The organism is Bordetella genomosp. 6 (assembly GCF_002119705.1).
In the GTDB taxonomy this organism is placed as follows: domain Bacteria; phylum Pseudomonadota; class Gammaproteobacteria; order Burkholderiales; family Burkholderiaceae_B; genus Bordetella; species Bordetella bronchiseptica_F.
The window spans coordinates 3,369,981-3,388,912 of record NZ_CP021107.1; the positions used below are offsets into that span (position 1 = coordinate 3,369,981).

Below are 18,932 nucleotides of genomic sequence, written 5' to 3' on the forward strand. Positions count from 1 at the left end.
CGGCGCGGTTGGCGCTATTGCTTGGTGAATATTTTCGGCGCAACCGTGTTGAACGTATTTTGGATTGCGACCGCCTGCTTTTGCAAATCGTCGCCGCGCACGTCGGCCACCGTCATGCCGTTGTCCTGGGCGAACTTGCGATAGGCGTCGCTGGCAATGGCCTTGGCGAACAACTCCTGCAGTTCGCGCGCGCGTTCGGCCGTCAGGCCCTTCGGGCCCACCAGGTACGACATCTGGTCCAGCGCGCCGTACGGAAATACATCGATCTGCTTCTCGGCGAAAGTAGGCACCTCGGGCATGACGGCCGTGCGCTTGGCGGCGAATACGCCGATGGGCTTGATCAGCCCGCCCTGGATGTGGCCGATGGTCTCGGAGGGCTTGAGCACGGCCGCGTCGATCTGGCCGCCCGCCAGGTCGGTCAGCACCTTGGCGCCGCCGGTATAGGGCACGTTCACGTACTCGGTGCCCACCGCGCGCGCCAGCATGGCCGCGAACGTATGGTTGACATTGTTGGTGCCGGGCGTGCCGATCGACACGCCGCCCTTCTTGGCCTTCATCTGGGCCACGAAGTCCTCGATGCTGTTGGCCGGGCTGGCCTTGGGCACCACCAGGATGAGTTGCTCCACCGTGGTCTGGTTCAGCGCGGCGAACTGGTCGACGCGCAGCTTGGTCATGTCCTGCGCCACCGCGCCCATCAGCGACGACGTGGCCAGGCCCACGGTGTAGCCGTCCGGGGCCGAGTTGGCGACCTTGGACAGCCCGATGGTGCTGGTCGCGCCCGGCAGGTTCTCGACCACCACGTTGACGCCCGACTTGCCCATGATCTCCGACAGCTTGCGGCCGGTCATGTCCACCGACCCGCCGGCATTCCAGGGCACGATCAGCGTGATCGCGCGGCTGGGGAAGTTGTCGGCGGCGTGCGCCGGTCCCGCCAGCACTGCGGCCGCGGCAACCGCGCCGGCCGCGAAGGTACGAAATGCTCTCATGCTTGTGTCTCCTCCGTTGAATATCTGTTTTCAGAACTTCACGACATAGCCGGGGCCGTCGATGAAGGCATACTGTTCGAACAGCGCCTCGTCGATTTCCAGCCCCAGGCCGGGCCCCTCCAGTGGCTTGACGCAACCGGCGCCGTCGATCCGGAACACCGGGCCGAACATGTCGCGCAAGGGGTTGTGGCGCGACACGCAGGCCTCGAAATAGCCCGGGTTGTCGACCGCCGCCAGGTAGTGGATGCAGGCGGCGTGGTTGATGCCGGTGGCCGAGCTGTGCGGGTGGACCTTGTACCCCCAGGCCGACACCAGCGCGGCAATGCGCATCGCCTCGGTCACGCCGCCGGTCTTCGACAGGTCAGGCTGGAACACCTGCACCGCGCGCTCCTCCAGCAACCGGGCGAAGTCGTAGCGCGTATAGTGGTTCTCGCCGGCGGCGATCGGCACGCGCGTGCTGAAGGTGGCCGCCGTCCGATAGGCGCCGAAGTTGTCGCAGGCAAATGGCTCCTCCAGCCAGCCCACCCGCACCTCCTCCAATACCGGCATCAGCCGCCGCACCTCGTCGATGGAGTACGAGGCGTTGACGTCGGTCAGGATGTCGATCTCCTCGCCCACGGCGGCGCGGACATGCCTGAGCCGCGCCGCATCGTTGGCGACACTGTCGCCCAGCCGCAGCTTGATGGCCCGGTAACCGGCGCCGATGTATTCCTGGGCCTCCTCGGCCAGGTCCTGCGGCGGCTGGTAGCCCAGGGCGATGCCGCCGGCGTAGGCCGCGATCGGCCTGCTGCGTCCGCCCAGCAGCTTGTAGAGCGGCTGCTTGCACAGCTTGCCGCGCGCGTCCCACAACGCCATGTCTATGCCCGACAACGCCAGCGAGGCGCCGGCGCCCAGGCCATGGCTGGCCAGCTGCATCTTGTGTACGCGGCTCCACACGCCGTTGGTGTCGAAGGCGTCCATGCCCACCACCAGCGGCGCCAGCGTGTTGGCGATCAGACTGGCCACCGCGCCGGGGCTGCGCCCCGGATGCGCCTCGCCATAGCCGACCACCCCGCTCTCGGTCTCGACGCGGACGATGATGGTGTCGCGTTTGATGGTGCTGCCTATGCCCAGGGTGACTGTCTGCCCTTCGGGCAGGCGGAAGGACAACGGAATCGCCTTGAGGGAAATGATTTTGGACATGCCGTCTGGGTTCCTCGATGAACGGACTGGAAACGAAAGGTGGCGGACTGCGCGGGCGCGGCTCAGCCGCCCGGGCCGCGGAGCGGGTCCGCCGGCAAGGCGGCCCAGCGCGACTGGATGGCGTGGTGCGCCTCGCGGTTGACCCAATGCGCCGGGTAGCGGCCGGCCAGTACCTCGATCGCCTGCTCGGCCGCGCCCATGCTCATCGCCAGCAGGCTTTGCGCCGAAATACCTGCGACATGCGGCGTGAGACGGGCCGAGGGCAGGTCGAACAAGGGGTCGCCGGCAGGCAGCGGCGTGGTCTCGAACACGTCCAGCGCGGCGCCGGCGATGCGGCCTTCGGCCAACGCGCGCGCCAGCGCGGCGCTCTCGACCACGGCGCCTCGCGCGACGTTGACCAGGAACGCGCCCGGCTTCATCAGCGCCAGCTGGGCCGCGCCGATCAGATGGTGGGTGGCTGCATTCAACGGACAGGCCAGCACCAGGAAATCCGTTACGGCCAGCGCCTGCTCCAGCGCCACGTAGGTGCACGACGCATCGGCGCCGCCGGTACGGGCCGGATGCACGCCCAGCACCCGCATGCCGAAGCCCTGGGCGCAGATGGCCGCCAGGCGCCGGCCGACCGCGCCCATGCCGACGATGGCGACCGTCGCGCCGCCCAGCTGCCCGCCCGCGGCCGCGCGGACGCGCCCGGCCTCCCACGAGACCGTGCGCAGTTGCGCTTCCGTGGCTGCCAGGCCGCGCGCCAGCGCCAGCATCTGGCCGATCGCGAACTCCGCCACCGCCGCCGCATTGACCGCCGGCACATTGGCCACCAGCACGCCATGGGCCGCGGCCTCGGCCAGCGGAATCATGTCCAGGCCGGCGCCATGGCGGATGACCGCCCGCAGGCGCGGCGCGCGCGCGAACAGCTCGGCCGGCAGCCGGTTGCGCACGATGACCACGTCGGCCCCGGCCAGTGCGTCGGCATAGTCCGGCCCCTCGCGCCAGGCAACGACGGCGAAACGCGCCACCTCGCCGAGGCGCCGCGCCGCGTCGGGATGGATATGGTCGGTCGCGAATACCACGGACATTTTATAAACCAATCTGGTAGTACCAGTTTGGAATCTTAAAGAGGCCGGGCCTGGCGCGTCAACCAGGGTTTGCGAGAAGCGGGGGAAAGGGATGCGGCGCAGCAACGGCCGTCATGCCTGGCCCTGCTGCGGGGACTGATACCGTCCTGGCCGTCAAGCGTCGATGGCGTGGACGGAGCGCCTGTCCCAGCGGGGACAGGCGCTTCGCATCGGCGCAAAGAAAAAGGCCCTTGATTGCTCAAGGGCCTTTTTGATCTTTGGCGGAGATGGTGGGATTCGAACCCACGATGCAGTTTTTAGCCACATACTCCCTTAGCAGGGGAGCCCCTTCAGCCTCTCGGGCACATCTCCAAAAGAGTCGAGGATTCTAGCACGATTTCCACTGCGTCTGCAGGCGCCCTGCCCCGAACCGCGAAAAATCGTGCCGATCCTTTCCTAGACCTGGTCGCCCGGCACCTGGTCCAGGCCGAATGCCTTGTGCAGCGAACGCACGGCCAGTTCCATGTACTTGTCGTCGATGATCACCGAGGTCTTGATCTCGCTGGTGCTGATCATCTGGATGTTGATGCCTTCCTGCGACAGCGTCTGGAACATCAGGCTGGCCACGCCCACGTGCGAGCGCATGCCGATGCCGACGATGGACACCTTGGCGACCTTCTCGTCGGTGACCAGTTCGCGCGCGCTCACCGCGGGGATGACCTCGCGCTTGAGCAGGTCCAGGGTGCGCTGGTATTCGTTGCGATTGACGGTGAACGAGAAGTCGGTCGTACCGGCCACCGACTGGTTCTGCACGATCATGTCGACATCGATATTGGCCGCGGCCACGGGGCCCAGGATCGAATAGGCGATGCCCGGCTTGTCCGGCACGGCCAGCAGGGTGATTTTGGCTTCGTCGCGGCTGAAGGCGATGCCGGAGACAACGGCGGCTTCCATTTTTTCGTCTTCCTCAAAAGTAATCAGCGTGCCCGAACGCATTTCTTCTTCGAGCGGGATGAGCGGGTCGGTCAGCGAGGACAGCACGCGGGTCGGAACGTGGTACTTGCCGGCGAACTCGACGGAGCGGATCTGCAGCACCTTGGAACCGAGCGAGGCCATTTCGAGCATTTCCTCGAACGACACGACCGCCATGCGGCGCGCTTCCGGCACCACGCGCGGATCGGTGGTGTACACGCCGTCGACGTCGGTGAAGATCAGGCATTCGTCGGCCTTGATGGCGGCCGCCACGGCCACCGCCGAGGTATCCGAACCGCCGCGGCCCAGCGTGGTGATGTGGCCGTCGTCGTCCACGCCCTGGAACCCGGTCACGATGACCACGCGGCCGGCGTCCAGGTCGGCCAGCACGCGCTTGTCGTCGATCGACTTGATGCGGGCCTTGGTATAGGACGAGTCGGTGCGCACCGGCACCTGCCAGCCCGCGTAGCTGCGGGCGGGCACGCCCTCGGCCTGCAGGGCGATGGCGAGCATGCCGCTGCTGGCCTGCTCGCCGGTGGCGGCAATCATGTCGAGCTCGCGGCCGTCGGGCTGCGGGCTGATTTCGCGCGCCAGGCCCAGCAGGCGATTGGTCTCGCCCGCCATGGCCGACGGCACCACCACGACCTTGTGGCCGGCAGCATGCCACTTCGCGACGCGGCGCGCCACGTTCTTGATGCGCTCGACCGAGCCCATCGAAGTACCGCCATACTTTTGAACGATCAGGGACATCTCGTACTCTGGCTGACAAGCCCGCATAGGGTCTGGGCGGGCAAAGCTGAGTATTTTAACGCGACGGTAAAAATTTGCGCAGCGCCGGCGCGCCAGCGCCCTGATCGTCGATCCAGACGCGGCCGCGCTCGCAGCGCACGACGCGCCCGGCGTGCTGCCAGCGCAGGTGGCGGTCGTGCCCCAGCGCGTGCAGCTGGCGCAACTGGCGCCGCAGCTCGGCCAGCCGCGCCTCGGTCGGCATCGGCGCGCCCTGGCTGGCCAGCCAGTGCCGCAGCACCTGCGCCTGGCGCGCGGCCGACAGGCCGCGCCAGGCCGCCAGCGAAAAACTGCGGCCGGCGTCGGCCGGTTCAAGCGTATCGAAGTCGTCGCGCGCCACCTCGGCCACGATCTCGGCCGCCTCGGCCATTTGCCGCGCATGGCGCGCCACGATGGCCTGCCAGCCGGGCCAGCGCGCGTCCAGCACCGGGGCGAGCTGCGTGCGCACGGCGGCGCGCGCATAGCGCGGGTCGGCATTGGTGGGATCCTGCACCGCCTGCCAGCCGCACTGCGCGCGCACCGCGCCGGCCAGCGCCAGGATGGCCGCGCGCTCCACGTCCAGCCATGGCCGCAGGTAGGCCACCCCGTCGCGCTCGCTGAACGGCGCCATGGCCGCCATGCCTTGCAGACCGGTGCCGCGCAGCAGCCGCAGCAGGACGGTCTCCGCCTGGTCGTTGCGGTGATGCGCCAGCAGGATGTGGCGCACGCCGTGCCGGCGCGCCAACCCCGCCAGGGCCTGGTAGCGCGCCAGGCGGGCGGCGGCCTCCATGCCCAGCCCCTGCCCCGGCGGCACGGTGACGCGCGCCTCGTCCACCGCCACGCCCAGCAGCGCGCCCAGGTCGCGCACCTGCGCGGCCCATTGGTCGGCCGCCGCCTGCAGCCCGTGGTGGACATGGAACAGGCGCAGCGCGCAGCCGGGCGGCAGGGCCGCGGCGGCCGCCACGGCCAGCATGGCCGAGTCGGCGCCGCCGCTGACGGCCACCGCCAGCCGCGCCGGCGCCGGGTCCAGCGCGCGCAGGGCGGCCGCCACCGGCCGGCGCAAGGCCGCGGGGCACAGATCGGAAAGAGGGGGAGCCGGCGCTGCGGGGGAGGTGGGCATGGTGGCTGGCGGCGCCGGCGCGACGCGCTGCGGGCTGGCCTGGCCAGCCCGCGCGGCCGCTAGGCGCGGACTTCCTGGAAGCGCCCGTACGACATCAGGCGCTGCAGGCGCTGGTCGACCAATTGCTCGGGCCCCATGCCCTGCAGCTGGCGCAGGGCGTCGCCCAGGGCGCGGCGCAGCAGGCGCGCCATCACGCGCGGATCACGGTGGGCGCCGCCGACCGGCTCGTTGACCACGCGGTCGACCAGGCCCAGGTCCTTCAGGCGCGGCGCGGTGATGGCCAGCGCCTCGGCCGCCTCGGGCGCCTTGTCGGCGCTGCGCCACAGGATGGACGCGCAGCCTTCGGGCGAAATCACCGAATAGGTTGCGTATTGCAGCATCAGCACCGCGTTGCCGACCGCGATGGCAAGCGCGCCGCCCGACCCGCCCTCGCCGATCACGGTGCAGATGACCGGCACTTTCAGCTCGGCCATGGCGTACAGGTTGCGGCCGATCGCCTCGGACTGGCCGCGCTCTTCGGCGCCGATGCCGGGATAGGCGCCCGGGGTGTCGATGAAGGTGAAGATGGGCAGCCGGAACTTCTCGGCCAGGCGCATCAGGCGCAGCGCCTTGCGGTAGCCCTCGGGGCGCGGCATGCCGAAGTTGCGCGCGGCGCGCTCCTTGGTGTCGCGGCCCTTCTGGTGGCCGATGACCATGCAGGCCGAGCCGTTGAAGCGCGCCAGCCCGCCGACGATGGACTGGTCGTCGGCGTACATGCGGTCGCCGTGCAGCTCGTGGAAGTCGGTGAAGATCTCGCGCACGTAGTCCAGCGTGTACGGGCGCTGCGGATGGCGCGCCACCAGCGCGGTCTGCCATGGCGTCAGCTTGCCGTAGATTTCCTTGGCCAGGTTCTGGCTCTTTTGCTGCAGGCGGCCGATTTCGTCGGAGATGTCTACCGCGGAGTCGGCCTGCACGTAGCGCAGCTGCTCGATCTTGTTCTCAAGCTCGGCGAGCGGTTGTTCGAATTCCAGGAAAGTATTGCGCATGTAAGTGAGGTTCCGTTGATGGGCGCCCGGCCGGTTCAGTACTGGACCGCTGCCGGTTCCAGACTGCGCCACAAATACCAGGTCGCCACGGTACGCCAGGGCTGCCATGCCAGCGAGACCTCACGGGCCTCGAAGCGCGAAACGGGCTCGCCGCTGAAATAGTGTAACGAGATTGCCTTCAGCAGCCCAAGATCGTCCAGCGGCAGGACGTCGGGGCGCTGCAGATTGAAAATCAAGAACATCTCCGCCGTCCAGCGGCCGATGCCGCGGATCGCGACCAGCTCGGCGATGACCGCCTCGTCGTCCATCGCGGCCCATTTCTCCGGATGCACCAGGCGTTGCCCGAAATGGGTGGCCAGGTCCACCAGGTACTCGGCCTTGCGCTGCGACAGGCCCGCCGCGCGCAGCGCCGGCAGCCCGGCGCGCAGCACGGTGGCCGGCGTGGGGCGCTTGCCCACGGTTTCCAGGAAGCGCTGCCACAGCGCGTCGGCGGCCTTGACGGAGATCTGCTGGCCGATGATGGCGCGCGCCAGCGTCACGAACGGCGAGCCGCGCGAGGTCAGCCAGGTTTCGCCGTGCTGAGGGATGATGCGTTTGAGAATGCGGTCGCGGCGCATCAGGTGCGCAACCGCGTCGTCCCAGTAATCGGGCTTGACGATGACGATATCGGCGCTGGACATGGAGCTGCGATTCCCCGGCTCAGGCGCGACGCCATTGCGTCAGGCCGCCGGGCTTGTCGTCGAGCTCGACGCCGGCCGCGCGCAGCTCGGCGCGGATCGCGTCGGCGCGGGCGAAGTCGCGCGCCGCCTTGGCGGCCGCGCGCTCGGCGATGCGCGCCTCGATGGCGGCGGCGTCCAGCGCCGCGGCGGGCGCGCCCTGCCCGAGGGCGGCGGCCGAATAGCGCGTGGGCGACTGGAAATAGGCCGGCGGATCCTGCTGCAGCAGGCCCAGCACCGCCCCCAGCGCCTTGAGCTGGCCGGCGGCGCGCGCGCTGCCGGTGCGGTTGGCCTCGGAGGCCAGCTCGAACAGGGCGGCGACCGCCCCGGAGCTGTTGAAATCGTCGTCCATGGCGGCCTTGAAGGCCTGCGCCTGCGGCTCGCTCCAGTCCACGCCCTGGCCGTCGGCCGCGGTGTTCTGCAGCGCCTGGTACAGCCGGTCGAGCGCGTTCTGCGCGTCGACCAGGTTGTCCGGCGCATAGTTCTGCGGGCTGCGATAGTGGTTGCGCACGATGAAAAAGCGCAGCATTTCGGCCTCGCGCGGATTGACCGCGTATTCGGCCTGCGTGTCCGACAGCGCGCCCTGCGCGATGGTCTGGCGGATGGTGCGGAAGTTGCCCAGCGACTTCGACATCTTGTCGGCGTCGACCATCAGCGGGCCGCAATGCATCCAGACATTGGCCAGCGCGCCGCCGAACGCCCCCTCGGTCTGGGCGATCTCGTTCTCGTGGTGGGGGAACTTCAGGTCCGGACCGCCGCCATGGATGTCCAGCGGCAGGCCGAGCAGGGTCTTGCTCATGGCCGAGCATTCGATATGCCAGCCCGGGCGGCCCAGCCCATAGGGCGACTCCCATTTGGTGTCGTCCGGCTCCTGCGGCTTGGCCGACTTCCACAGCACGAAATCCAGCGGATCCCGCTTGGCCGAGCCCACCGCGACGCGCTCGCCGGCGCGCAGGTCGTCGAGCGACTTGCCCGACAGCTTGCCGTAGTCGGCGAACCCGCGCACCGCGTAATTGACATCGCCGTCCTCGGCCCGGTAGGCCAGGCCCTTGCCCTCCAGGCGGCCGATGATGTCCAGCATCTCGCCCACGTACTGCGTGGCGCGCGGCTCGCGGTCGGGCGGCTGCACGCCCAGGGCGCGCTCGTCCGCGTGCATGGCGGCGATGTAGTATTCGGTGACCTCGCCGATGCGCCGGCCGGTCTCGACCGCGCGGCGGATGATCTTGTCGTCGATATCGGTGATGTTGCGCACGTAGTCGACCGCCAGCCCGCTGGCGCGCAGCCAGCGCTGCACCACGTCGAAGGCCACCAGCATGCGGGCGTGCCCGAGGTGGCAATAGTCGTAGACGGTCATGCCACACACGTACATGCGCACCTGGCCGGCATGGGCCGGCTTGAACGGTTCTTTGGTACGCGACAACGTGTTGTAGATGTGCAGCATGGCGCTCTGGAATTGTTGGAAAGGTTGCGCGGGCAAGGCGGCACCGCCGCCGCGCCCAGGCCGCCCCGGGGCGCCGCGGCGGGCCCGCCGGCAGGCGCGCGGCGCCGGCCCGGACAGCCTGCGCGGCCGCGCTCGAGCCTGAAACGCAACCAGGGCTAAAATGGCGATCGTCAAGTATAGCAAGCGGCCTGACTGCACGCGCAGCGCGCGGTTCCCCGGGCCTTACTACGGATGCCATCGTGACCACCAAGCCGCGCCTTTGCACTGCCCTCCTGACCCTGGCCATCGCCGTATCGGCCAGCGCCCCCGTGCTGGCGCAATCGATGGCCGGCGGTTCGGCCAAGAACCGCTACGCCAACCAGACCAAGCTGGACCCCTACCCGCCCGAAGGCGGCTGGCAGGGGCTGGCCAACCTGCTCGAGGCCGCCAAGCCCGGCGTGGACACGCGCCTGGACCCCACGCCCTCGCAGATCACCGACCGCATCGAGGAGCTGCTCAACCGCGGCGCCAACGAGGAAGCCCTCAGCCTGATCGAGCGGCGCGAGGCCGCCATCAAGGGCCAGCGCGGCGCCGACGTGCAACTGATGTTCCAGCACGCCCGCGCGCTGGCCGCGCTGGGTCGCGCCGACGAGGCCATTGCGGTATACAGTGACATGACGAACCAATTCCCGGAGCTGCCCGAGCCCTGGAACAACCTGGCGGCCCTCTATGCGTCGCGCGGTGAACTCGAACGCGCCCAGGACAGTCTACAGATGGCCCTGCGCGCGAATCCCGACTACGCCGCGGCGCGCGCCAACCTCGGCGACATCCAGCTGATGATGGCCTTGCGCACCTACCGCCAGGAGGCGGCTCGCGGCGTGCCGGGCATGAAGGCCCGCGTCCAGGAAATCGAATCCCTGTTGAAGGATAAACAGCCTAAATGATGTCCCGCCATTTTCCGCTTAAGATGCTGCGCCTGACGGCGTGCACGATCGCGCTGGCAGCCATGCTGCCCGCAGGCGCGGGCGCCCAGCCCGCCAACTCCACCCCCACTTCAAAAGGCACCTCATCCATGAGCACGAATCCCCGCGTCAAGCTGCACACCAACCAGGGCGACATCGTCATCACCCTGAATGCCGAAAAGGCGCCCAAGAGCGTGGAAAACTTCGTCGCCTATACCAAGGACGGCTTCTATGACGGCACGGTGTTCCACCGCGTCATCGACGGCTTCATGATCCAGGGCGGCGGCTTCGAGCCCGGCATGAAGCAAAAGCCCACCAAGGCGCCCATCGAGAACGAGGCCAACAACGGCCTGAAGAACGACAAGTACACGCTCGCCATGGCCCGCACCAGCGATCCGCACTCGGCCACCGCGCAATTCTTCATCAACGTGTCCGACAACGACTTCCTCAACTTCACCGCGCCCACGCCCAACGGCTGGGGCTACGCCGTGTTCGGCGTGGTCACCGAGGGCACCGAGGTGGTCGACAAGATCAAGAACGTCAAGACCGGCAACCGCGGCTTCCACCAGAACGTGCCGACCGAGGACGTGATCATCGAAAAGGCCGAAGTCCTTGAATAGGCTGGCGCTGCAGGGGCCGCTGTGGCTGGCTTCCGACCTGCACCTGGGGCCGGCCACGCCGGCCACCGCCGAAGCGTTCCTGGGGCTGCTGCAGGCCGCCGCCGAAGAGGCGTCGGCCCTGCTGCTTCCGGGCGACATCTTTGACGCCTGGATCGGGGACGACGTCATCCGGGCCGCGCCGCCCTGGCTGGCGGCGGTGCTGCAAGGCATCCGCGCGGCCGCCGGCCGCATCCCGGTCTACCTGGGCCGCGGCAACCGCGACTTCCTGATCGGCCAGGAACTGGCCGACGCGCTCGGCGCGCACCTGCTGCCCGAGCCGGTGCTGCTCGAGACCGACTACGGCCGCATCCTGCTCACGCACGGCGACGAGTATTGCACCGACGACAGCGCCTACCAGCAGTTCCGCGCCATGGTGCGCGACCCGCAATGGCAGGCGCAGTTCCTGGCCAGGAGCATCCCCGAACGGCTGGCCATGGCCCAGCAGGCCCGCGGCGAAAGCCAGGCGGCCAACCAGGCCAAGTCGATGGAAATCATGGACGTCAATGCGGCGGCCGTCGAGGCCGCCCTACGCGAGGCCGACGTCGACGTGCTGATCCATGGCCACACCCACCGGCCGGCGCGCCATGTGCTGTCGGTCGACGGCCGCAAGCGCGAACGCTGGGTGCTGCCGGACTGGGACTGCGACCACGCCGTTCCGCCGCGCGGCGGCTGGCTGGTGATCGACCGCGACGGCCTGCAGTGCTTCGACCTGGTCGAAGACGAAGACTGAAGGCCCAGTCATGAGGCGCCTGTCCCCGCAGGGACAGGCGCCTTGTCATTTGGCGTAGATCCAGGCCGCCACCACCAGGCCCAGGGCGATGCGATACCACGCGAACACGCGGTAGGTATGGTTGGCGACGAAGCGCAGCACCGCGCGCACCACCACCAGCGCGCTGAGAAAGGCCGCCACGAAACCCACGGCGATGGCCGACATGTCGTGCTGGGTGAGCAGGCCGATATTGCGGTACAGGTCGTAGACCGCCGCGCCCAGCATGGTCGGCATGGCCAGGAAGAACGAGAACTCGGTGGCGGTCTTGCGCTGGATGCCGGCGATCATGCCGCCGATGATGGTGGCGCCCGAGCGCGACACGCCCGGGATCATGGCCACGCACTGCGCCACGCCCACGCCCAGCGCCTGCTTGCCGCTGATCTGCTCCAGCGTATGCGCGGTGGCGCGCTCGTCCGAGGCGGTATCGTCGGCAGCCCCGGGCGCATCGCCCGGCGTGCGCGGCGCGCGCCGCTCGACCCACAGCATGATGAACCCGCCCAGCACCAGCGTCACCGCCACCACGCCCGGGTGGTAGAAAACCTGCTTGATGGACTTGATGAAGATGGCGCCGATGACCGCCGCCGGCAGGAACGCCAGCAGCAGGTTGCGCGTGAAGCTGACCTCCTGGCGCACCCCGGTCAGGGTGCCGCGGATCAGTTGCCACAGGCGGGCCCGGAATATCCACATCACGGCCAGGATCGAGCCGAACTGGATGACCACCTCGAACACCTTGCCCGAGCTGGACGCGAAGTTGATCCAGTCGCCGATGACGATCAGGTGCCCGGTGCTGGACACCGGGATGAACTCGGTCAGGCCTTCGACGATGCCGAGAAAGAATGCCTTGAGCAGGTGGAGCGTGCTATCAGTCACTAATCAGTATCCGGGTAAGAACGGTTAATCGGCGTCGGCCGCCTCGCTGTCGTCGATGGCGTCGTAGGGCAGGCGCTCGACCCGCACCAGCGCCACGCGGCGCCCGTCCATCTGCAGCACTTCGAAGCGCACGCGCCGATGATGGGATCCTTCGAACTCGCAGGTATCGCCGGGCTTGGGCAGATGGCCGAACCGGGCCAGCAGGTAGCCTGCCAGGGTGGCGTAGTCCTCGGACTCGTCGATCAGCCCTTCGACCTCCAGCACCTGCTCCAGGTGGTGCAGGTCGGCGGCGCCGTCGACCTTCCAGACGTTCTCGCTTTCGGCGACGATATCGGGCAGTTCGTCCTCGTCGGGGAACTCGCCGGCGATGGCCTCGAACACGTCGATGGGCGTCACCAGCCCTTCGATCGCGCCGAACTCGTCGGCCACCAGCACCAGCTGGCCGCGCGACCGCTTCAGGGTATCCATCAGGCGCAGGATGCCGATCGACTCGTGCACGATGATGGGGTCGCGCAGGCGATTGCGGCGCACCCGCCCTTCGGTGATCAGGTCGGCCACCAGGTCCTTGGCGCGGCCGATGCCCACCACTTCGTCCAGCGAGCCCCGGCATACCGGGAAGAAACTGTGCGGCGCGGCGGTCAGCTGCTGGCGGATGGTGGCGGCGTCGTCATCGATATTGACCCACGACACATCGGTGCGCGGCGTCATGATGGAGCGGATGGAGCGCTCGGCTAGCGTCAGCACGCCGCTGACCATGTTGCGCTCTTCCACGCCGAACGCCGGCACGGCGGGCATGGCGCTGGGCAGGTCGGACTCGTCGCTGGCGGGCGGGCGCTTGCCCAGCATGCGCAGCACCGCCGTGGCGGTGCGCTCGCGCATCGGACGGCGCGCGTCCAGCTTGAGCAGGTTGCGGCGCGCCACCTGGTTGAGCGCCTCGATGGCCACGGAAAAGCCGATGGCGGCGTACAGGTAGCCCTTGGGCACCTTGAAGCCGAAGCTCTCGGCCAGCAGCGAAAAACCGATCATCAGCAGAAAGCCCAGGCACAGCACCACCACGGTGGGGTGCGCGTTGACGAAGCGCGTCAACGGCTTGGACGCCAGCAGCATGATGCCGATGGCGATGATGACGGCGATCATCATGATGGCCAGGTGGTCCACCATGCCCACCGCGGTGATGACCGAATCCAGTGAGAACACCGCATCCAGCACCACGATCTGCGTCACGATGACCCAGAAGCTGGCGTAGACGCGCGGGCCGCCGGTATCCATGCTCTGGCCGCCCTCGATGCGCTCGTGCAGTTCCATGGTGCCCTTGAAGAGCAGGAACAGCCCGCCCAGCATGAGAATCAGGTCTCTGCCGGAAAACGACATCGGGCCCACCGAGAACCACGGCGTGGTCAGCGTGACCAGCCAGGACATCACTGACAGCAGGCCCAGGCGCATGAGCAGCGCCAGGCTCAGCCCGACGATGCGCGCGCGGTCGCGCTGCGCGGGGGGCAGCTTGTCCGCCAGGATGGCAATGAAGATAAGGTTGTCGATCCCCAGTACGATTTCGAGGACGACCAAGGTAAGCAGGCCGACCCACGCGGCGGGGTCCTGCAGCCACTCCATCAGGAGCTCCGGAAGTTTTGGAACCGGTAATCGTACATGGAAATGCCATGACACGCCGGTGACGGCGCGCGGCTGCGCCCGCGCCGGCGCGGCTCGGCGGCCGCGCATCGAGCATGGGCGCGGCCTGCCGGCCGATCAGCCGGCCTGTGGCGCATCAGGCCGTACGCGGCTGCAGCGCGGTGAGCATCTGGGTAAAGACCTTGGGCGTGCCCGCCAGCACATTGCCGGTATCGAGCCAGCCCTGCTCGCCGTCGAAGTCGGCGAGCAGGCCGCCGGCTTCCAGCACCAGCAGGCTGCCAGCGGCCACGTCCCAGGGCTTGAGGCCCACGCCGCAAAAACCGTCGAGGCGGCCGCAGGCCACATAGGCCAGGTCCAGCACGGTCGACCCCAGCCGGCGCACGCCGGCGCTGCCCTCGGCCATGGCGCGGAAGCGGCCCGAGCCCTGCTCGGGGTCGGTCGAGTGCGGCCAGTGCGCGCCCAGCAGCGCATCGTGGTAGCGGATGCGGCCCGACACGCGCACCCGGCGATCGTTCAGGAACGTGCCGCTGCCGCGACTGGCCGTGAACAGTTCGTTGCGCGACGGATCGTAGACCACCGCCTGCGTCACCTGGCCGCGATGCAGCAAGGCGATCGAGACCGCATAATTGGGCAGGCCGTGGATATAGTTGGTGGTGCCGTCCAGCGGATCGATGATCCATTGGAACTCGGCCTGCTCGGGCCCCTGCAGGCCGAACTCCTCGCCCAGCACCGCATGCTCGGGATAGGCCGTGCGCAGGACTTCGACGATCGCCTCCTCGGAGGCGCGGTCGACTTCCGTGACATAATCGCGCGGCCCCTTGCGGGCCACGGTAAGGCGCTCCAGGTCGAGACTGGCGCGGTTGATGATGGTGCCGGCACGCCGGGCCGCCTTGATGGCGGTATTGAGCATCGGATGCATAGAATTCCGTACAAACGCAGTGAGGGCGGCCGCCTTGCAAGCCGGAAAAACACGCGGCCAATACAATCGGAAACCAGGAAGGCGCTAAGCCAAACATGGCATTTTAAATGACTCAAGCATTTTCACGCGTTCGGTTCATCATGACCCAGCCCAGCCACCCCGGCAACGTGGGTTCGGCGGCCCGCGCGATCAAGACCATGGGCTTTGGCGAATTGGTTCTGGTCGCCCCTCGTTTTCCCGACATGGCCGCCCAGCCGGAGGCCGTGGCGCTGGCCAGCGGCGCGCTCGACGTGCTGGAGAGCGCCGCGGTCCACGACACGCTGGAAGAAGCGCTTGCCCCGGTCACCCTGGCCTTTGCCCTGACCGCGCGGGTGCGCGACCTGGGCCCGCCCCCGTGCGACATCCGCGAAGCGGCCGGCCTGGCCCGGCGCCACCTGGACGACACCGAGGCGGGCGTGGTGGCGATCGTCCTGGGCACCGAACGCGCCGGCCTGACCAATGCCCAGATCGAGCTCTGTCACCGTATTTGCCATATCCCGGCCAACCCGCAGTACAGCTCGCTGAACGTCGCCCAGGCCCTGCAACTGGCTGCCTGGGAGCTGCGCTACGCCCTGCTGGCCGGCACCGGCCAGTCGCTGCTGCCGGTCTCGACGGCCCTGCAGGCCAACCCGGGCGCCGCCCCGGCCGACGGCGCGGCCGTCCAGGCCCTGCTGGCGCACTGGGAGCAGGCGCTGGTCGCCGTGGGATTTCTCGACCCCGCGCATCCCAAGAAACTGATGCCGCGCATGAAGCACCTGCTCACGCGCAGCGCGCTCAGCCGCGACGAGGTGGACATGCTGCGCGGCGTGTGCACCGCCATGATCGCCCCGAACCGCCCGAAATAACCCCGCGGGCGCTGGGGGACGGATACCGTCCCGGCCGTCAACCGTTCATGGCGCACCTCGCCGCGGATGTCAGCCCTCACCCGGGGGCAGCCCCCCCGGCTGGCCTCCTTCCCCGCACGAAAACCGTCCTCCAAAAAGAAAAGACGCCCTCACGGGCGTCTTCTCCGCTCTCGGGACGCGACGTCGTCAGTCCACCGTGGCGCCCGAGGCCTTGACCACCGGGGCCCAGCCTTCCACTTCGGACTTGATGAAAGCGCCGAACTCGGCCGGCGTGGTCTTCTGCGCCACCGCGCCCAGCTTCTCGTACGACTGCAGGACCTCCGGCTTGTCCAGCGCCTTGACCATGGCCGCGTTCAGCGTGTTCACGACTTCGGGCGGAGTGCCGGCCGGGGCGATCAGGCCGAACCACGACGACACGTCGAAGTTCTCGAAACCCGATTCCTTCATGGTCGGCAGGTCGGGCGCGCTGGCCGAACGCTCGGTGGTGGTCACCGCCAGCGCGCGCAGCTTGCCGGCCTGCACGTGCGGCCACGACGACGGCATGTTGTCGAACATGAACTGCACCTGGCCGCCGATCAGGTCGGTGACCGCCGGCGCGCTGCCCTTGTACGGCACGTGCAGCACGTCGATGCCGGCGCGCTGCTTGAACAGTTCGCCGGCCATGTGGATCGAGGTGCCGCTGCCCGACGAGGCGAATGCCAGCTTGCCCGGGTTGGCCTTGGCGTAGGCCACCAGCTCCTGCACCGACTTGACCGGCACCGAGGGGTTGAGCACCAGGATGTTGGGCACCTTGGCGCCCAGCGCGACCGGCGTGAAATCCTTGGTCAGGTCGAAATTGACGTTCTTGTAGAGCGTCTGGTTGATGGCGCTGGTCACCGCCACGAACAGCAAGGTATAGCCATCCGGCGTGGCGCGCGCCACATAGTCGGTGGCGATGTTGCTGCCGCCGCCCGGCTTGTTCTCCACCACGAACGACTGGCCCAGCGCCTCGGTCAGTTCCTTGGCCATGATGCGCGCGATCACGTCGGTGGTGCCGCCGGCGGAAAAGCCGACCACGATGCGCACCGGCTTGTCGGGATAGGCGGCATGGGCCGTCGCGCTGATGGCGGCGGCGCCCAGGATGCCGGCAAACAGGCGCACGGCAAAACGCCCGAGACGAGGCAGCTGACTTTTGGTCATCGGAAGGTCTCCTGAAAAATGTCCATGTAATGGACGTATAAGAATTGTTTAGCCGCTGATTTTGCGCTATACACGAGCGCCGGGGCAAGGTAGAGTCCACTGTGCGGACGATGGTTTTCCCTGGTTCCGCCCATGCATACCCGATCCGATATCCAAGCACCATGCAAGAGACTGATTCCGGTGCCGGCCCGCGCACCCTGCGGCGCGGCCTGATGGTACTGGCGGCCCTGCGCGACCAGGGCCCGCGCGGCCTGAGCGTCACCGACATCGCGCGCCAGACCGGCATCCAGCGTCCCACCATCTATCGCCTGCTGGCCGCCCTGCTGGAGGCCGGGCTGGTGGTCCCGCTGCAGGGCACCAAGAAGTACCGCACCCAGCTGGCGGCCGACGCCGACCTGGCGGCGCCCGACCCGCGCGTGCGCCAGATGCTGCCGGTGCTGCGCCGGCTGGCCGACCGCACCGGCGACGCGGTGTTCCTGGTGGTGCGGGATGGCGACGATTCGGTCAGCCTGCACCGGGAAATCGGCAGCTATCCCGTGCAGATCCTGGCCACTTACGCCGGCAAGCGCCAGCCGCTGGGCGTGGGCTCGGGCGGCATGGCGCTGCTGGCCGCCCTGCCCGACGAGATCGCGCACGCCATCGTGCGGCGCAACTCGGGCCGGCTGGACGAATATGGCGGCATGACGCCGCAGGAGATGCACCGCCTGATCGAGAACACGCGCGCGCGCGGCTACTCGGTGGTGGGCAACCACGCGGTGCGCGGCGCGCTGGGGGTGGGTTGCGCGCTGCTCGACGCGCAGGGCGCGCCCGTGCTGGCGGTCAGCGTCACCGCCATCATCGATCGCATGCCGGCGCAGCGCCAGCGCGAGATCGCCGGCTGGATCGGCGCCGAACTGGCCCGCCTGGCCCCCAAGGCCTAGCAGGCCGCGGGCGTCAGGCGGCCGCGTCCTTGGCGCCGCCCTGGATTTCGCGCACCGGGATGGGCGCGCGGAACCCCGCCTCGCCCAGGGCGCGGCGGATCTGGTGGAACAGATCCCAGCGCAGGTCCCAGTATTGCGCCGCCTGGGTCCAGACGCGCACATTGACCACCGTGCCGTTGTCGCGGTACTCGCTGGCCTTGACGATGGGCGCGGGGTCCTGCAGCACCATGTCGTGGCCGCGCACCAGCGCCTCCAGCCTGGCGATGGCCTCGCCCAGGTCGTCGCCATAATGCACCGTCACCGGGATATCCAGGCGCCGGTTGGCGTTGCGGCTGTAATTGATGATGGTGGCGTTCCAGACCGTGCTGTTGGGCAGGGTGATGTGGATGCCATCGACCTGGACCAGCCGCGTCAGGAACAACCCCACTTCCTCCACGGTGCCGTCCGAGCCCGAACTCAGGGCCACGTACTCGCCGGCGCGGATCGGGCGCAGGATCAGCAGCATGATGCCCGCCGCGATGTTCTGCAGCGTGCCCTGCAGGGCCAGGCCGACCGCCAGGCCGGCGGCGCCCAGCACCGCGATCAGGCTGGCGGTCTGCACGCCGAAACGGGCCAGCACCGCGATCACCGTGAAGATGCGCACCGTCCAGATCACCGTGCTCTGGAACATCGGCACGATGGTGGGATCGATGCGCGGCGAGCGCTGCGCGGCGCGCCGCACCCAGCCGCCCAGCAGCGACGAGGCCCACCAGCCCAGGATGAGGATCAGCAATGCCACCCCCAGGTTGATCCCCAGGTCGACGACCTGCGGCATCAGGGTGGAGATTTCGTTCAGCGTTTCTTTCATGCGGGCTCCTGTCAAGATTCGCGCGCGCGGCGGCGCGGTGCCGATAGCGCAGACTC

At 68.6% G+C, this 18,932-nt stretch carries 18 protein-coding genes and 1 tRNA gene; 5 read left to right on the forward strand and 14 right to left on the reverse strand.

Translation table 11 applies throughout. The features are described from left to right. Positions 1-14: 14 nt before the first annotated feature. The 9 genes from CAL11_RS15730 to cysS all read right to left on the reverse strand — a co-directional run bounded on the left by CAL11_RS15730 (position 15) and on the right by cysS (position 9,259). On the reverse strand, positions 15-986 hold the full coding sequence (locus CAL11_RS15730) for a Bug family tripartite tricarboxylate transporter substrate binding protein (RefSeq protein ID WP_086093436.1): 972 nt from the start codon (positions 984-986) through the stop codon (positions 15-17). A gap of 30 nt (positions 987-1,016) precedes the next feature. Further along, the gene (locus tag CAL11_RS15735) at positions 1,017-2,168 is read right to left on the reverse strand and encodes a mandelate racemase/muconate lactonizing enzyme family protein (protein ID WP_033465589.1); all 1,152 of its coding nucleotides are present in this window, start codon (positions 2,166-2,168) and stop codon (positions 1,017-1,019) included. A gap of 62 nt (positions 2,169-2,230) precedes the next feature. Further along, positions 2,231-3,241, reverse strand: coding sequence for an NAD(P)-dependent oxidoreductase (locus CAL11_RS15740; protein WP_086093437.1), 1,011 nt, complete (start codon positions 3,239-3,241; stop codon positions 2,231-2,233). Between the two features lie 258 nt (positions 3,242-3,499). Continuing rightward, positions 3,500-3,592 (reverse strand) — tRNA-Ser (locus tag CAL11_RS15745). Positions 3,593-3,676: 84 nt separating this feature from the next. Further along, complete coding sequence (locus CAL11_RS15750) at positions 3,677-4,942, reverse strand: aspartate kinase (RefSeq protein WP_033463980.1); 1,266 nt, start codon at positions 4,940-4,942, stop codon at positions 3,677-3,679. Positions 4,943-4,997: 55 nt separating this feature from the next. Next, a complete protein-coding gene (gene tilS / locus CAL11_RS15755; RefSeq protein ID WP_208617588.1) occupies positions 4,998-6,008 on the reverse strand; it encodes a tRNA lysidine(34) synthetase TilS in 1,011 nt (336 codons plus the stop codon). Between the two features lie 128 nt (positions 6,009-6,136). After that, the gene (locus tag CAL11_RS15760; protein WP_033463275.1) at positions 6,137-7,102 is read right to left on the reverse strand and encodes an acetyl-CoA carboxylase carboxyltransferase subunit alpha; all 966 of its coding nucleotides are present in this window, start codon (positions 7,100-7,102) and stop codon (positions 6,137-6,139) included. A 35-nt stretch (positions 7,103-7,137) separates the two neighbouring features. Beyond that, positions 7,138-7,782, reverse strand: coding sequence for a DNA-3-methyladenine glycosylase family protein (locus CAL11_RS15765; protein WP_003810006.1), 645 nt, complete (start codon positions 7,780-7,782; stop codon positions 7,138-7,140). A gap of 19 nt (positions 7,783-7,801) precedes the next feature. Beyond that, on the reverse strand, positions 7,802-9,259 hold the full coding sequence (gene cysS, locus CAL11_RS15770; protein ID WP_086093439.1) for a cysteine--tRNA ligase: 1,458 nt from the start codon (positions 9,257-9,259) through the stop codon (positions 7,802-7,804). 239 nt (positions 9,260-9,498) lie between these two features. On the opposite strand from cysS, the gene CAL11_RS15775 reads away from it, so the two are divergent. The 3 genes from CAL11_RS15775 to CAL11_RS15785 all read left to right on the forward strand — a co-directional run bounded on the left by CAL11_RS15775 (position 9,499) and on the right by CAL11_RS15785 (position 11,589). Next, positions 9,499-10,182: a tetratricopeptide repeat protein gene (locus tag CAL11_RS15775; protein WP_033463282.1), complete on the forward strand. Its 684-nt coding sequence runs from the start codon at positions 9,499-9,501 to the stop codon at positions 10,180-10,182. Positions 10,183-10,310: 128 nt separating this feature from the next. Beyond that, positions 10,311-10,820 (forward strand): peptidylprolyl isomerase, encoded by a 510-nt coding sequence (locus CAL11_RS15780; RefSeq protein ID WP_033463310.1) that lies wholly within the window; start codon positions 10,311-10,313, stop codon positions 10,818-10,820. Further along, entirely contained in the window at positions 10,813-11,589 is a 777-nt protein-coding gene (locus CAL11_RS15785; protein WP_033463285.1) for a UDP-2,3-diacylglucosamine diphosphatase, read from the forward strand. The genes CAL11_RS15780 and CAL11_RS15785 overlap by 8 nt, the downstream gene beginning before the upstream one ends. Positions 11,590-11,634: 45 nt before the next feature. Here CAL11_RS15785 and CAL11_RS15790 read toward each other — a convergent pair whose 3' ends face one another. The 3 genes from CAL11_RS15790 to CAL11_RS15800 all read right to left on the reverse strand — a co-directional run bounded on the left by CAL11_RS15790 (position 11,635) and on the right by CAL11_RS15800 (position 15,046). Then, positions 11,635-12,498 (reverse strand): undecaprenyl-diphosphate phosphatase, encoded by an 864-nt coding sequence (locus CAL11_RS15790; RefSeq protein ID WP_086093440.1) that lies wholly within the window; start codon positions 12,496-12,498, stop codon positions 11,635-11,637. 24 nt (positions 12,499-12,522) lie between these two features. After that, positions 12,523-14,109 carry a TerC family protein gene (locus tag CAL11_RS15795; protein ID WP_086093441.1) on the reverse strand — a complete coding sequence of 529 codons (1,587 nt, stop codon included), beginning with the start codon at positions 14,107-14,109 and terminating at the stop codon, positions 12,523-12,525. 154 nt (positions 14,110-14,263) lie between these two features. Then, complete coding sequence (locus CAL11_RS15800) at positions 14,264-15,046, reverse strand: inositol monophosphatase family protein (protein ID WP_033463291.1); 783 nt, start codon at positions 15,044-15,046, stop codon at positions 14,264-14,266. 107 nt (positions 15,047-15,153) lie between these two features. Here CAL11_RS15800 and CAL11_RS15805 point away from each other — a divergent pair, with 107 nt between their 5' ends. Beyond that, complete coding sequence (locus CAL11_RS15805; protein WP_068925594.1) at positions 15,154-15,930, forward strand: RNA methyltransferase; 777 nt, start codon at positions 15,154-15,156, stop codon at positions 15,928-15,930. A 186-nt stretch (positions 15,931-16,116) separates the two neighbouring features. Here CAL11_RS15805 and CAL11_RS15810 read toward each other — a convergent pair whose 3' ends face one another. Continuing rightward, positions 16,117-17,109, reverse strand: a complete 993-nt coding sequence (locus CAL11_RS15810) for a tripartite tricarboxylate transporter substrate binding protein (protein ID WP_033463295.1) — start codon at positions 17,107-17,109, stop codon at positions 16,117-16,119. Between the two features lie 161 nt (positions 17,110-17,270). Between CAL11_RS15810 and CAL11_RS15815 the strand changes: the two genes are divergently transcribed. Continuing rightward, positions 17,271-18,029 carry an IclR family transcriptional regulator gene (locus tag CAL11_RS15815; RefSeq protein ID WP_033463297.1) on the forward strand — a complete coding sequence of 253 codons (759 nt, stop codon included), beginning with the start codon at positions 17,271-17,273 and terminating at the stop codon, positions 18,027-18,029. Positions 18,030-18,042: 13 nt separating this feature from the next. Here the strand turns inward: CAL11_RS15815 and CAL11_RS15820 are convergent, their stop codons facing one another. Continuing rightward, positions 18,043-18,876: a mechanosensitive ion channel family protein gene (locus tag CAL11_RS15820; protein ID WP_086093442.1), complete on the reverse strand. Its 834-nt coding sequence runs from the start codon at positions 18,874-18,876 to the stop codon at positions 18,043-18,045. Between the last annotated feature and the right edge of the window lie 56 nt (positions 18,877-18,932).

What these genes read in the sequence shown, in the direction of transcription:
- CAL11_RS15820 (WP_086093442.1), bottom strand. Translation starts at nt 18,876, where the DNA reads ATGAAAGAAACGCTGAACGAAATCTCCACCCTGATGCCGCAGGTCGTC.
- CAL11_RS15815 (WP_033463297.1), top strand. Translation starts at nt 17,271, where the DNA reads ATGCAAGAGACTGATTCCGGTGCCGGCCCGCGCACCCTGCGGCGCGGC.
- CAL11_RS15780 (WP_033463310.1), top strand. Translation starts at nt 10,311, where the DNA reads ATGAGCACGAATCCCCGCGTCAAGCTGCACACCAACCAGGGCGACATC.
- CAL11_RS15760 (WP_033463275.1), bottom strand. Translation starts at nt 7,102, where the DNA reads ATGCGCAATACTTTCCTGGAATTCGAACAACCGCTCGCCGAGCTTGAG.
- CAL11_RS15740 (WP_086093437.1), bottom strand. Translation starts at nt 3,241, where the DNA reads ATGTCCGTGGTATTCGCGACCGACCATATCCATCCCGACGCGGCGCGG.
- CAL11_RS15810 (WP_033463295.1), bottom strand. Translation starts at nt 17,109, where the DNA reads ATGACCAAAAGTCAGCTGCCTCGTCTCGGGCGTTTTGCCGTGCGCCTG.
- CAL11_RS15730 (WP_086093436.1), bottom strand. Translation starts at nt 986, where the DNA reads ATGAGAGCATTTCGTACCTTCGCGGCCGGCGCGGTTGCCGCGGCCGCA.
- cysS (WP_086093439.1), bottom strand. Translation starts at nt 9,259, where the DNA reads ATGCTGCACATCTACAACACGTTGTCGCGTACCAAAGAACCGTTCAAG.
- CAL11_RS15805 (WP_068925594.1), top strand. Translation starts at nt 15,154, where the DNA reads ATGACTCAAGCATTTTCACGCGTTCGGTTCATCATGACCCAGCCCAGC.
- CAL11_RS15800 (WP_033463291.1), bottom strand. Translation starts at nt 15,046, where the DNA reads ATGCATCCGATGCTCAATACCGCCATCAAGGCGGCCCGGCGTGCCGGC.
- CAL11_RS15735 (WP_033465589.1), bottom strand. Translation starts at nt 2,168, where the DNA reads ATGTCCAAAATCATTTCCCTCAAGGCGATTCCGTTGTCCTTCCGCCTG.
- CAL11_RS15795 (WP_086093441.1), bottom strand. Translation starts at nt 14,109, where the DNA reads ATGGAGTGGCTGCAGGACCCCGCCGCGTGGGTCGGCCTGCTTACCTTG.
- CAL11_RS15750 (WP_033463980.1), bottom strand. Translation starts at nt 4,942, where the DNA reads ATGTCCCTGATCGTTCAAAAGTATGGCGGTACTTCGATGGGCTCGGTC.
- CAL11_RS15765 (WP_003810006.1), bottom strand. Translation starts at nt 7,782, where the DNA reads ATGTCCAGCGCCGATATCGTCATCGTCAAGCCCGATTACTGGGACGAC.